The organism is Candidatus Binatia bacterium (assembly GCA_029243485.1).
In the GTDB taxonomy this organism is placed as follows: Bacteria; Desulfobacterota; Binatia; order UBA12015; family UBA12015; genus VGTG01.
Genome location: JAQWRY010000064.1, coordinates 156,985 through 170,314 on the forward strand (window position 1 = coordinate 156,985; position 13,330 = coordinate 170,314).

The 13,330-nt window shown below is 64.9% G+C and carries 11 protein-coding genes; 9 read left to right on the top strand and 2 right to left on the bottom strand.

The genetic code is table 11. From position 1 onward, the window contains the following. The first annotated feature begins 11 nt into the window (after window positions 1-11). From P8R42_19090 to P8R42_19120, 7 genes are all read left to right on the top strand, one after another. Window positions 12-761 carry a lysophospholipid acyltransferase family protein gene (locus P8R42_19090; protein ID MDG2306714.1) on the top strand — a complete coding sequence of 250 codons (750 nt, stop codon included), beginning with the start codon at window positions 12-14 and terminating at the stop codon, window positions 759-761. A 183-nt stretch (window positions 762-944) separates the two neighbouring features. Then, complete coding sequence (locus P8R42_19095) at window positions 945-1,913, top strand: phytanoyl-CoA dioxygenase family protein (protein ID MDG2306715.1); 969 nt, start codon at window positions 945-947, stop codon at window positions 1,911-1,913. 46 nt (window positions 1,914-1,959) lie between these two features. After that, window positions 1,960-2,340, top strand: coding sequence for a hypothetical protein (locus P8R42_19100; GenBank protein ID MDG2306716.1), 381 nt, complete (start codon window positions 1,960-1,962; stop codon window positions 2,338-2,340). A gap of 39 nt (window positions 2,341-2,379) precedes the next feature. Then, window positions 2,380-2,622: a hypothetical protein gene (locus P8R42_19105; protein MDG2306717.1), complete on the top strand. Its 243-nt coding sequence runs from the start codon at window positions 2,380-2,382 to the stop codon at window positions 2,620-2,622. A gap of 64 nt (window positions 2,623-2,686) precedes the next feature. Further along, window positions 2,687-2,830, top strand: a complete 144-nt coding sequence (locus tag P8R42_19110; GenBank protein ID MDG2306718.1) for a hypothetical protein — start codon at window positions 2,687-2,689, stop codon at window positions 2,828-2,830. 225 nt (window positions 2,831-3,055) lie between these two features. Then, window positions 3,056-4,534: an FAD-dependent oxidoreductase gene (locus P8R42_19115; protein MDG2306719.1), complete on the top strand. Its 1,479-nt coding sequence runs from the start codon at window positions 3,056-3,058 to the stop codon at window positions 4,532-4,534. Then, window positions 4,531-5,457 carry an NAD(P)-dependent oxidoreductase gene (locus P8R42_19120; GenBank protein MDG2306720.1) on the top strand — a complete coding sequence of 309 codons (927 nt, stop codon included), beginning with the start codon at window positions 4,531-4,533 and terminating at the stop codon, window positions 5,455-5,457. Before P8R42_19115 ends, P8R42_19120 begins: the two co-directional genes overlap by 4 nt. Before the next feature lie 33 nt (window positions 5,458-5,490). Here P8R42_19120 and P8R42_19125 read toward each other — a convergent pair whose 3' ends face one another. Beyond that, window positions 5,491-8,817 (bottom strand): hypothetical protein, encoded by a 3,327-nt coding sequence (locus P8R42_19125; protein ID MDG2306721.1) that lies wholly within the window; start codon window positions 8,815-8,817, stop codon window positions 5,491-5,493. 12 nt (window positions 8,818-8,829) lie between these two features. Further along, the gene (locus P8R42_19130) at window positions 8,830-10,266 is read right to left on the bottom strand and encodes a hypothetical protein (GenBank protein MDG2306722.1); all 1,437 of its coding nucleotides are present in this window, start codon (window positions 10,264-10,266) and stop codon (window positions 8,830-8,832) included. 178 nt (window positions 10,267-10,444) lie between these two features. Between P8R42_19130 and P8R42_19135 the strand changes: the two genes are divergently transcribed. Then, the gene (locus tag P8R42_19135; protein MDG2306723.1) at window positions 10,445-12,436 is read left to right on the top strand and encodes an alkyl sulfatase dimerization domain-containing protein; all 1,992 of its coding nucleotides are present in this window, start codon (window positions 10,445-10,447) and stop codon (window positions 12,434-12,436) included. A 17-nt stretch (window positions 12,437-12,453) separates the two neighbouring features. After that, window positions 12,454-13,330, top strand: an 877-nt coding sequence (locus tag P8R42_19140; protein ID MDG2306724.1) for a phytanoyl-CoA dioxygenase family protein, incomplete at its 3' end; no start/stop codon positions are given.

Sequence of the window (13,330 nt, forward strand, 5' to 3'; positions counted from 1 at the left end):
GCTAGCGCGCCATGAACGTGGGGGAGATCTGGACGGCGATTCGGCAGTGGACGCCCTTTGCCATCCGAACGATCGGTTACGGGTCGGTCTCGTGCTTCATCGGCCCGTTTACGAAGGAGCATTCCGCGAGTCTTTGGGCGATGCGGAAGTGGTGCGTGTCGAGCCTGGGGCATCTCGACATCAGGCTCGAACTCTCCGGCGTGGAGAACGTTCCGGTGGCCGGTCCGTTTGTCTACTGCTCGAACCATCAGAGTCTCGTCGATATCCTCGTGCTCGGTGCGGCGCTGCCCGGCGACTACAAGTGGGCGGCCAAGCGTTCGGTGTTGAACATTCCGTTTCTGGGCTGGCATCTCCGACTCGCCGGGCATGTGCCGGTCGATCGGGGCGGCGGCGCGAAGGCGGCCGACGACGTGATCGAGCGCTTCGCGGAAGTTCTACGGAAGGGGAAGCCGCTCCTCATCTTCCCGGAGGGAACCCGCAGCGTCGACGGCGAGCTGAAGGACTTCAAGGCCGGTGCCTTCAAAGCGGCGATTCGCGGCAACGCACCCATCGTTCCGGTCGCGCTCGACGGGACATTCGCGATGATGAGCAAGGGCGACTTCAACGCCGGCAACCAGGATAAGGTCGTCCGAGTCCGCCTCGGGACGCCGATTTCGTTGCCTGCCGAGAGCGATGATGCCGAGCGCGTCGAAAAGCTGCGCGTGCAGACCCAGGCGGTGATTGGTCAGTTGTTCGAGTCGATCCGAGGGGACGTTGGTTAGTCTCGTGATTTTTGTTTAGTCGCGGTCGACCATCGTTCTGGGCTCGGACGAAGTTCCATCGCGACTAAACAAAAATCACGAGACTAACCAACGTCCCCTTCCCCAGACCCTGCGGCGCCGCGGGACCTTGCTCTGCCTTTCCCTAAGCAGATATGGGGTAAGCAGGAGGGCGGCGAATTGGCGATGAAATTCCCGGATAGAGCGGCACCGAGGCGACGCCTCCGCCCCGAAGAATTGACCGCGCTGGAGGCCGACGGGGCCATCTGCGCCCGGGGATTGCTCGATAAGGCCACGGTAGACCACATGCGGGATGCGTTGGAGGACGTTCTCGCTCAGTCCGGGGTCATCGGCGGTCCGCTCAGCATGCCGGATGACGGCTTCCACGGTGACGTCTTTGTGTGGAAGCTGCACGACGCCTTTCGCGATCTGGCCCTCTTCTCGTGCCTGCCCGAGCTGGCCAATCAGATCTTGCGCTCGACTTCGGTCCAATTCTTCTACGAGCAGTTCTTCGTGAAGAGAGCCGGTAGCCCGATCGACACGCCTTGGCATCAGGACTTGCCGTTTTGGCCGGTCGCCGGGACGCAAGTCGCGTCGTTCTGGATCACTCTCGACCCCGTGTCGCGCGCGTCCAGTGGGCTCGAGTTCGTCCGCGGGTCGCACAAGTGGGAGAAGCGCTACAAGGCGGTCACCCCGAACCACGACCCGTACATGGCCGATACGGATCTCGAGGCCGCGCCCGACTTCAGTCAGTTGCGCCGGGAGCACGAACTGCTCGGTTGGGACATGGAGCCCGGTGACGTACTGGTTTTCGGCCCGCTCGTTGCGCACGGCTCTGGGGGCAACGCGTCGCAGGACCGCGACCGCCGCGCGTTGGCGTTTCGGTACTGCGGAGACGACGTCACGTTCGCGCCGCGCCACGCAACCATGCCGCTGTTGTGGGACCATGGGCTGGAACCGGGCGATCGGCTCGGAGGGCCGCTGTTCCCGCAGGTATTGCCCGAGGTGCTCGAATCGGAAGTCGCGACGCGCTGGGCGGGGCCGGAGGCTCCTAGCGACCGGGCGGTCGCCGCATTCCTGGCACATCTCGAAGAGACCGGCTTCGGTGCCGGCTTCGAGAAGAAGCCGCTCCTCGACTCGGAGCGCTCCGAGTAGGCTCTTCCGTGACAACCGGGGTCGAACTGAGAGTCGTCGACCGCGCATGTCGATCCGCCACACGCTTCTCGGTCTGCTGGATTGGGCCCCAATGCATGCCTATGCGCTATGTGAGCTCTCCAAGGATGCGTTCGTCCTGGTCCACGACACCGAGGTAATCGACGGTCGCGTTCGAAAGATCTACGAGATCACCCTCGCCAGGGGTGAAGAGCTGCGCCGCTGGTTGAATGAGGATTCGAGCACCGAGCTCTGCGAAGGCGAGGTTCGCTTCACTTGGGACAAGGGGTCGCCGGGCTTTGAGCAGTCGAGCTTCTGCGAGGAAGTCGATCGCTGGAAGGACAATGGCGATAGCGCCGCGACGGACAACACGACCGGGCTGATGTGGGAGCTGAAGACCGGGCACCACACCGGTCAGGCGGTGCAGTGAGAGCTGGGCACCGGCGGGCCCTGCAACGATCCGCACCTGGTGACCAACCGGTACCAGTGGTCGCTGCCGAACAATCCGTACCACCCCGACGGTTCTGCGTTCACCCTGTTCCTGCGCCAACTGAACACCAGCCGCGGCGAGAATGGCGTCCAGAGCTCGGGCTGCTTCGCTGGGCATTGCGTTTGGCGGGTCCCCTCGGTCGAAGAGCTGCGCGGTATCCCTACCGACTGCGACCAGCCGGTTTGTGGATCGGTCCCCGGTTCGATCCACGGCTTTTGGTAATTGGTCTTCGTCGCCGGACGGCTCCGGTAAGTCGACTTGGGATGTGAGTTTCGGAGGCGACGCCGTGCTCCCGACCGATCAGGACTGGTTCGACAACGTCGGCGCGGTACGAGGCGCCTCCCTCGTGATCCCTGCCGAGGACGCGAACGACGACGGGGGTGGTCTCCTGTCTCATCAAGCATCTCCGGCGGCGCGCCTGGCGGTATAGGAAACTGGTCTTCGATCCACCGCACCATTGAGGCCGCCTGCTTCGCCGGACGCCCCCGCGCAGCGCTACCCCACCCGCGGCCCTGGGGGTGGGGCTCTCCCGTCGACTCGGCCGGGTTGATTTCGGGGGCGTTCGTTGCGATTTCCCCCCTGTCACTCTCTCTCGGCGCCTGACCGCCGCGAGGGCGCGACGCAAAGCAACGAACGCCCCCAGGGAGAGCCGACATTGAGAGAACTTCGAGACCGAGAGGCCGTCGCCGCCTCGTCCATCACTTCTTGGGACTACGAGGTCGATGTGGCGGTCGTCGGGCTCGGGTGCGCCGGCGTTGCGGCTGCGATCGAGGCGAGCGAGAGCGGGGCTCGTGTCCTCGCGATCGAGCGCACGAGCGGCGGTGGCGGAACGTCGGCCAACTCCGGTGGCCTGATCTACCTTGGTGGCGGCACCGCGGTGCAGAAGGCGTGCGGGATCGAGGATACGGCGGAAGACATGTTCCGTTTCCTCATGGCGTCCTGCGGACCGGGGCCGGACGAAGCGAAGATTCGCATCTTCGCGGACCGCAGCGTCGAGCTCTTTGACTGGCTCGAGAGCCACGGCGTGCCGTTCAAGCGCAGCACCTATCCGGAGCCGGGCAAGGAGCCGCCGACCGACGATTGTCTCGTATACTCCGGCGGAGAAGACGGCTGGCCCTACGAGGAGATCGCGAAGCCGGCTCCGCGCGCGCACAAGGCACAGACGCCGGGCGCGGGCGGCGGATTCCTCATGCAGAAGCTTCTCGAGGCGCTCGGTCGCACGAGTGCGGAGCTTCTGGAAGACGCGCGCGTCGATCGGCTCGTCGTCGATGAGGTAGGGTGCGTTGTTGGACTTGTCGCCCATCGCGTGGAAGGCGACGTCTGCGTGCGTGCGGCGGGCGGTGTCGTCCTCACGGCGGGTGGGTTCATCTCGAATCCCGAGATGATCGAGCGGTACGCACCCCAGGTCGCGAAGGCGAACTACAAGGTCGGAACGGAGAACGACGACGGGAGCGGGATCCTGTTGGCGATGGCGGTTGGCGCCGACGCGATTCGCATGGATGCCGCGAGCATCACGATCCCTCTGTACCCGCCGAAGAACATCTGTAAAGGCGTTCTCGTGAACCAGCGCGGCCAGCGCTTCCTCAACGAGGATGCCTACGCCGGCCTCATCGGTCAGCGGGCTCTCCGGGAGCAGGAAGGGCGATGCTGGCACCTGGTCGATGCCGAGACCTACGTGGTGAACGAGGCCTTCATGGAGGCCAAGGTCGTCGAGGAGAGCTGGGAAGCGCTGGAGCAGGCGCTCGATCTGCCCGCCGGGGCACTCGTCGCAACGATGGAGCTCTATAACCGGCACGCGCGCGATGGAAAGGACCCCGTGTTTCACAAGCGAGACAGTTTGGTGGTCCCGCTCGATAAACCGCCGTTCGGAGCGATCAATGTGACGACGCGCGGCTGCGTCTACGCCGCGTTCACGCTGGGTGGGCTACACACGCTGCCGAGCGGGGAGGTGCTTCGCCCCGATGGTAGCGCGGTCGAAGGCGTGTACGCCGCGGGCCGCACGACGTCGGGGATCGCGGCCGATGGATACGTGAGCGGCGTTTCGCTCGGTGATGGATTGATGTTCGGTCGCCTCGCCGGAGCCACGGCGGCGGCACGCGGCGCACACGGAAACGACTCAGGGAGAACGAAATGACGACGCTCGAAGGAAAGAAGATCCTCGTGACCGGGCCGACGGGGCAGGTCGGCTTCCCCGTCGCGAAAGCACTCGCGCAGAACAACCAGGTGTTCGGGCTCGCTCGCTTTGCGAAAGACGCCGATCGGGAACGGCTCGAAGCGGTCGGAGTCACCTGCGTGAAGGGGGATCTGGCATCGGGCGATCTCGATACGGTTCCGGAAGACGTCGACTACGTGGCGCACTTCGCGGTGGCGAAGAGCCCCAAGGGTGATTTCGATGCGGATCTCTCCGCGAATGCGGAGGGGGTCGGACTCCTGATGGCGCGCTGCCGTGGCGCGAAAGCGTTCCTCCACTGTTCGACGACGGGCGTCTACGAACATGCCGGAGCTCACAAGCTGCGGGAGACGGATCCCCTCGGGGACAATCACCGGGTGATGATCCCGACGTACAGCATCGCGAAGATCTCGGCGGAAGCGGTCGCTCGTTTCTCGGCGCGGCAGTGGAATCTGCCGACGACGATCGCTCGGTTGAACGTTCCGTACGGGAAAAACGGCGGCTGGCCGATCTTTCATCTCGAGATGATGATCGCGGGACAGCCGATCCCGCTCCACCCCGAGCGCCCGTGTGTCTATAACCCGATTCATGAAGACGACATCATCGCGCAGGTGCCGGCGCTGCTCGAGGCGGCGGCCGTGCCCGCGACCATCGTGAACTGGGCGGGGACCGAAACCGTGAGCATCGAGGACTGGTGTGGCTATCTCGGTAAGCTCACGGGCCTCGAGGCGTCCTTCGTCGTAACGGACCGCACGATCGGAAGTGTGGCGGTCGATACGACGAAGATGGTGGAAATCGCCGGCGCGACGACGGTCGGTTGGAAGGACGGGTTCAAGCGGATGGCTGAGACCTTCCATCCCGAACTCATCAAGGGCAGAGCGTCGTAGAGAGGTGTCCCTCTTCCGCGCTCGCGCCATAGCTCAAGAACAGCTTGGTGGTGCGGGGCAGGTGCGGCCGCGGAACAGCTTTCCGAGGATACCGTCTTGTCCGAGAGGTGCAGTGCATGCGATGCAGAGGCGCTCGAGGCCGCTGCGGAACGACGCCGTGACTTCGCCTTCGGATACGGCAACTTTGAGATCGTAGTCGAGTACGCTCGGGCCTTTGCCGCGCAGGGCCGCCTTCCACACCTTGCCGTTGCGCCAGACCACGCTCTTCACGGTGCCGTCGTCGAGTTGCGGATCCTTGTAGCGGTACCCGCGCGGGTTCGCGGTGGAGCCGAGGAGTGCCCAGTTCTGGCAGGGCAGGTCGGTGAGATGGCTCTGGCCGCTCGTCGCGCTCGAAACCTGTAGGCGCGACTTCACGGTGCCGATGGGGTCGGCGCCGCAGCGCGGGTCGTTTGGCCCGCCCGGGGGTGGGGTCGTGATCGTCGGATCTTTCGATACGAGGACGATCTTGTTCTTCTGTTCGTCGTCCGGTGCCCGGTTCTGGATCTGGATCCGATCGCCGATGAGCATGCTGTCGTTCGTGGCGCCCGGGAAGCTGCTCGGGTCCGCTGGGTCGGTGCCGGCGTCGGTCTCGTCGCGATCGAACGAACCGTCGCCGTCGCGATCGATGCCGATCTGGAGACCCGCCCCCGGCGGGACACAGGTGTAGGTCAGTTCCTGTCCGCCGACGGCGAGAGCTCGAAGCGCACCGTCGGAGAGCGACGGGTCAAAGAGTCTGTCGGCTTCGAACATCCCTACGGGGTTCATGAGGAACCCGCGGGCCTCGCCGGCGACGTTGCCCTTCACGACGAGATCACACTCGGTCGCCCCGGGTTGGTTCACGAGGTCGAACGGGGCTAGCGCGCGGGCGATCATCAGATCGATTCTCGGCCCGACCGTCGCTCCATTCGTGCTCGTGAGCGTGGCCTGTTGGCCGACGATCGGGGCGTATGTCGTGTCGAAGGCGTGCGCGAACTGCTCGAGTTGAAGCTGCTCGGTCTCGCTGAGGCTGAACACGGTCGCGCGGAAGAAATGGAAGACGGTGTCGATCGCGCCATCGTGCAGCATACCGAAGCCACGCACCTGCGGCCCCTGATGTTGGCGGCCTGCGACGGGGACGCTCAGGAACGGGATGCCGGGCATGCCGAACATTCCGATCTTCTGGTAGATGTTGCGCAGGTGCGGGACTTTGAACTCCTGCGTTTCGTTCTCGAAACTCGAGCCGCCGTTCCCGCCGAAGAATCCCTGCGTGGCATTCAGCTCGTGACACCCGTTGCAGTTGTTCACGACGTCCGTGGTTCGGCCGAACCAGAGGGCGCGCGCGGTGGCCTCGGCTGGTGAATCCTGGTTGTCGAGACTCTTGATCGGGTTCGGCGGGAGCTTCACGTGCAGAATGAAGTCGGCAAAGTCCGACATGTCGGCTTCGGGGATCTCGCCCTCGTCGCGCCCGATCAGGCCCTCGAATGCGAGGTTGAACGCCTCGAAGGCGAGCTTCTCGTCGAGTGGGTCGCCGGCGGGTGTCGCGTTGCCGCCGGTGCGGTCTCCGCGCCAGTGCATCGGGCCGTGGTCGTCCATGCCGCGCAGCGTTTGCGTGGTCATCGGGCCCTTCATCGGGTGGAAGGGCACGCCGGTGCCGATGGAGAAGAAGGGGTTCGGGTTGGGAGCGACGACATCGTCGGGGTTTCCCAGGTCCCACGCGAGGCTATCGAAGTCGCCGAACACGTGACAACTCGAGCAGGACGACTCGCCGTTGCTCGAAGTGAAGCGCGCGTCGTACAGAATCCGTCGACCGTCTTTCACCACCTCGGCCTCCGGGCTGTGTAGCGAGTGGGCGGCGGTCTCGGTCGCGCTGGCTGTATCGATTTCCTTCACGGCGTTGTCGAATCGAGTGAGGACGTAGAGCTTGCCGTTGGCCTCGTCCAGCACCAGGCCGGACGGGCCGCCGCCGGACAGTTCGATATGGCTCGCCGGGCTCGGAACAAACGTGTCGTTCTCGATCGCCGCACTGTCGAGGATGCCGATCTTGCTGGAGCCGAAGGCCGCGACGTACAGCGTGCCTGCGCTCGAGAGGGCCATGCCCATCGGGGTGGCGAGGCTACTGTCCTCTACGGCAGCGGGCATCGGATTCGTGGCGTAGCCGAGAGGCAGAGCGGTGATGTGCTTGTTGAGGTGGCGCGCGTCCACGTTTGTGCCGTCGAGCACCGTAATGCGGGCTTCGTGAAGTCGACCACGAACCGTCGTGCCAAGAATGCCGGGGCCTTCGAAGCGCACTTCGTTCCGCGCTTCCGTATTGGTCACGTAGAGTTTTCCGTTCGCCGGGTTCACGAGCATGTTGAAGAGAATCGTTCCGACGTGCGCGAAGCTTGCGGTCTCGACGGGCGTTCCCGCGTCCGCGTCGATCGAGAAGACGTCGAGATCCGGCAGGTCGAAGCGCACCGCGTTTGTCCAGTTGCGACCCAGCTCATCTTCCCAGAGTCCGTTGCTCCGGTTGAGCTTTACGATGAGGCCGACCTCGGGACCGTTGATTCCTTGCGTGTTCAAGTTCGGCGCGGGGAGCCCTCCGGGGACTAGGGCGCCCCCGAGGCCGCCCGGAATCTGAATCCCATCGAGGGCGCATGCGCCTGCGCCGCTCCCGCCGTTGCAGACCGCGCCTTCCGACAGCGCGGTCGTCTGATTGCCGGAGTGGAAGACGGCGGCGTAGACGGTGCTGCCGTCGGCGGTAGCGGCGAGCGCCCGGGGGGTGTCGCCGAAGAGTTCGAGGATTGTTTCCGCCGTTCCCTCCAGGCTCGTTCCGAGATTGGTCGTGTCGAACACCCACACGAGTGCTCGCGGCGTGCCTTCGGCGGTGAGGAGTGGGTCGATGGGAGAGTTCTGTCCGCGTCGGGCCGTGGTGATGAAGGCGCGCTCGAAGTGGCCGGCACCATCGGTCGGACCTGCGAACACGAGGTCGCGGGGTTCGTCGCCGACGAGAAGCGTGCGCGTCACGCGCGTCGGGGTGGAGCCGACGTCGAGGATGCTGACCGAGTCGGAGAGGTGGTTCACGACCCAGACTTCGTCGTCGGTTCGGGCCGCTACGGCCACCGGCTCCAGCCCGACCGAGACGGAGCCGGCGTGAACGAGGCCGCCGGGTGTCACGTCGAAGATCTCGAGGCGATGATCCGGCGTATTGACGGCGAAGAGTCGGCTGCCATCCGGCGACAGGGCGAGGGGGCGCACGTGGCCACTCTCGAAGGTCGCGCCGGCGCTCGTAACGAGGCAGAGCGCGGTGCCCAGCGAAAGTGTGGCCGTGAGGATTCGGAGAGAGGGGGGTCGTCGGGTTCGCACGTCGCTCCCCGCCTAGTCCAGGAGACAGGCTGTGCTCTGTAGGAACGCCCGCTGCGGAGAGCCGTAGATGTCGCCTGGGGGATCGATCAGCAGCGTGTACGAGCCGCCTCCGTCCGAATTAAATGCGTCGACGAAGACGTAGTAGGTCGTTCCCGCTTGGACGTTGAAGGCGACCTGGGAACTCAGTCCGCACGCGTCATCGTTGCAGGCTCGGTGCGGGCCGAACTGGTCGCACCGGTCCTGGCGGACGTGCAGCACGGTGTCGAAGTTGGAGCCACAGGTATCCATGAGAGCGAGGCCGCTCCGGTCCGGCGTCCAGCGGTAGGCGTCTTCGGGGCCGTTTCCGCCGCAGAAGCCGGTTGTGGAGTTCTGTCCGGACGTGGAGCCGAAGAACCGGCCGCCGTTTGGCCCGACGGTGGTGGCTGACCCGCAAACATCCGGCGCGCAGCCGTCGCAGTTTACGCACGCGTCGCCGGCGGGGCATCCGGTCGGCGTTGCGCTGGCGTCGCAGAACTCGAAGCCGCTGATCAGACCGTCTCCGCAGACTGGGAAGGCTTCGCACTCGCAAGATGAGTTGCACTCCTCGTTCTGGCCGCAGGAGTGCGGGAAGGACAGGAAGTCACACTGCTCCGTTCCGGAGACGAACCCATCACCGCAGCGTGGTTGGTCGACGCAAAAGAGCGCCTCTTCGTCTTCCTGCGCCTGGTCTTCGACTAGTGCGAGGAGGTCGGGGCAGCTGCCGCGGGGGAACTGCGGGCTGAAGCACTCGGGTTCGTCGTCGCAGTCGAGGCAGGAGCGCAAGAACCGGACGCGAGCCTTGTAGGCGCAGCGCTCGAGCTTGTCGTCGGCGTCTCCCGTGAGAAGGGCGTCTGTGCGACAGGATTCCTCGGTGGCCGTCCCTCGGCGCCGGCGTCCCTGGCAATCGTCGAAACAGCGGCGGAGTTGGACTTGCAGTCGGTCCGCCGCCTGCGCGAGCTGGTGTCGGCAGCGCTCCTCCTTCGGATTCAGACCGTCCGGCGAGGCGGTGTCGTCGCACGCGATCAGGCGCATCCGCTCCGAGCTGTGGGAGACGCCCTGGAAGAGCGAGAAGTTGCGGAACGAGCTGCAGTCTCCGCCATTGTAGCACTCGGGGCAATCTTCGGCGGCGCACTTCCGCAGCATTCGGATTTCGGGCTGTGCTTGCGCGCGAGAGAGGCAGAGCTGTGTCGTCGTGTCGAAGCCGAATGGTCCCTGGCAGTTCCGCAGGGGATTGGTCTTCGCCGCTTGCTCGCATTCGAGGATGCAATCCGTCGTTCCGGCCGCCGCGTCGACCGTCGAGCGGGCGGTCTGACGCTCGCACCGCCATTCGTTGGAAGTCAGCTCGTCTGGCGTCTCCTGCGCGTACGCGGGAAATGACGCCGTGAAGAAGAGTACGGCGACGGATAAGAGTGCGGTAGTTCGTGCGAGCATCGGGACTAACCTCCCTAATGGCTTTGCGGTCGCTGTTTTATCCGCATGGACGCTGGCAAACGGCGGCGGACTACAAAGTGGTGTCTGCGTATGAAGGAATTGACGTCGCGTTGCGTCGATCTTTTCGGTGGCCGCTGGGCTCCTTGCGTCGACCCGACCTCGGCCTTATCGCATCAGGATGAAATCACGCAATCTTGCCGCGCTTCTGACGGGTCTTCTCCTCGTGTCGGCCTGTAGTGGGGACTCGTCTGGGCCGAGCAGTCCAGGAGAATCTGGGACGCAGGGCAACGTGGCGCCCACCGAGCACACGCGCCGGGCCAACACAGCAGCGGCGAAGGCGATCGATCTCTCGGATCAGGCCGACTTCGAGAATGCCGAGCGCGGCCTGATCGCTCGCGAGCCGCAGGTGGTGATCCAGGATGTGAACGGCAATACCGTCTGGGATACGTCGGCCTACGCGTTCGAAGAGGGGCAGGCGCCCGATAGCGTGAACCCGAGCTTGTGGCGGCAAGCCCAGCTGAACAACAAGCACGGTCTCTACGAAGTCGCGGACGGCGTCTACCAGGTGCGCGGCTACGATCTCTCGAACATGTCGATCATCGTGGGCGACGAAGGGTGGATCATTGTCGACCCGCTCACTACCGTCGAGACTGCGAAGGCGGCGTTGGACCTTGCGAAGAAGCATCTCGGCGAAGCGCCGATCAAAGCGGTGATTCTAACGCACAGTCACATCGATCATTTCGGAGGGATGCCCGCTGTCGTGTCGGCGGAAGATGCCGCGTCTGGCAAGATCCGCGTCATCGCGCCGAAGGACTTTGCCGACGAGGCGACGAGCGAGAACGTGCTCGCGGGCATCGCGATGGGGCGGCGCGCGTCGTTCATGTACGGTTTCGCGTTGGAGCGCGGCCCTCGCGGGCACGTCGACTCGGGGCTCGGCAAGTCTCCTGCTCGAGGTAGCTTTGGCATCCTCCAGCCGACCGACATCATCGACCACACGCCGCAGAAGATGGAGATCGACGGGGTCGAGTTCATTTTTCAGTATGCGCCGGAGTCCGAGGCGCCCGCCGAGCTGACGTTCTACCTCCCGGAGAGGAAGGCGTTCTGCGGAGCCGAGGTCGTTTCGCGCAACATGCACAACCTCTACACGCTGCGCGGCGCGAAGGTCCGCGACGCATTGTTGTGGAGCGGGTACATCGGCGAGGCGATCGACCGCTTTGGCGATGCCGAGGTCGTGTTCGCCAGTCACCACTGGCCGACCTGGGGCAACGAGGAATCGATCGACTACCTGAAGAAGCAGCGCGACGGCTACAAGTTCATCCACGATCAGACGTTGCGGCTGGCGAACGCGGGGAATACCCCGCGCGAGATCGCCGAGCAGATCGAGATGCCGCCGTCGCTGGCCAAGTCCTTCCCGAACCGGGGCTACTACGGCACGCTCAGGCACAACTCGAAGGCTGTCTATCAGTTCTACTTCGGGTGGTACGACGCAAACCCGGCCAATCTGGATCCGTTGCCGCCGGTCGAGGAGGCGAAGAAGTACGTCGAGTTCATGGGGGGCGCGGACGCGGTGCTCCAGAAGGCGCAGGTCGCCTACGATGCCGGGGAGTATCGCTTCACTGCGACCGCGCTCGACAAGGTCGTCTTCGCCGAGCCGGGCAACGCGGCGGCACGGGCCCTTCTGGCGCAGACGTACGACCAACTCGGATACCAGGCGGAGTCCGGGCCTTGGCGGGACGTGTATCTGACCGGTGCGTACGAACTCCGCAATGGGGTGAGCGGGAGTGCCATCGATCTGAAGACGGCCGGAAACCTGCTGCGGGAAATGCCGGTGAATCGCTTTTTCGACTCGATGGCCGCACGCATCGACGGCTCCGCGGCCGACGGCAAGAAGATGAAGATCAACTTCGTGTTCACGGACCTGGACCGCTCGTTCGTCCTCGAGTTGGAGAACGGGGTGCTGAACTATCGCGAGGCCGACCCGGATCCCGACGCCGACGCGACCCTCAGTCTCACGCGTGACTTGTGGCTTCAGCTGGCCACGGGGCAGGCCGGCGTGAAGGAGCTGGTGTTCTCCGACGACCTCAGCGTCGAGGGAAGTCGGATGACACTTCTGGGCTTCTTTGGATTGTTGGAGTCGCCAGAGGCGAACTTCCCGATCGTCACGCCGTAGCCGGGAGGTAGAGAATCGTGGCGCTCCCCAATCTCCCCAATCTCTCCAATGTCGTCGATGTCGAACGCTCCACGGTAGCGGCGTTTCGGCGCGACGGGCACGTCGTCGTTCGGGGCCTCGCGCAGGCCGAGGAGATCGAGTCGTTTCGCCCGGCTGTTTTGGCGGTGGGAGAGAAGGGGCGGGTGGATCACCGTCCGCTCGAGGAACGTGAGACCTACGGCAAGGCGTTCATCCAGATGTTCAATCTTTGGCGGCATGACCCGGTGGTTCGGGCGCTCGTTTTCGCGCGGCGTTTCGCGAAGGTCGCGGCCGACCTCATGGGAGTCGACGCCGTGCGGCTCTATCACGACCAGGCGCTCTTCAAGGAGCCGGGCGGCGGTTTCACCCCGTGGCATCAGGATCAGTTCTACTGGCCACTCGAGACGCGGCACACGATCACACTGTGGCTGCCGCTGGTAGACGTGCGCCCCGAGATGGGCCCGATGACGTTCGCTTCGGGCTCCCACCTCCTCGGCAGTCTCGGCGACTTTCCCATCGGCGACGACTCGCAGCGCGAGTTCGACCGGCTGATCCACGACCGGAGGCTCCCCTGCCGCAGCGACGGCGCTTTGGCCGTCGGCGACGCGAGCTTCCACGCCGGCTGGACCCTCCACTGCGCCCCGCTCAACGCCACCGAAACCATGCGCGAGGTCATGACCGTCATTTACTTCGCCGACGGCACCCGCGTCGCCCCCCTCGACCATCCCAACCGTAAATTCGACCGCGACACGTGGCTCCCGGGCTGCGCCCCCGGCACCTTCGCCGCAACTCCCCTAAACCCGCTGCTCTGGGGTGGGGACGGTGGGTTGTCGCGGGGGTGTGTGTTTTTGTGGGGGGTGAGATGGCCACGGTGGG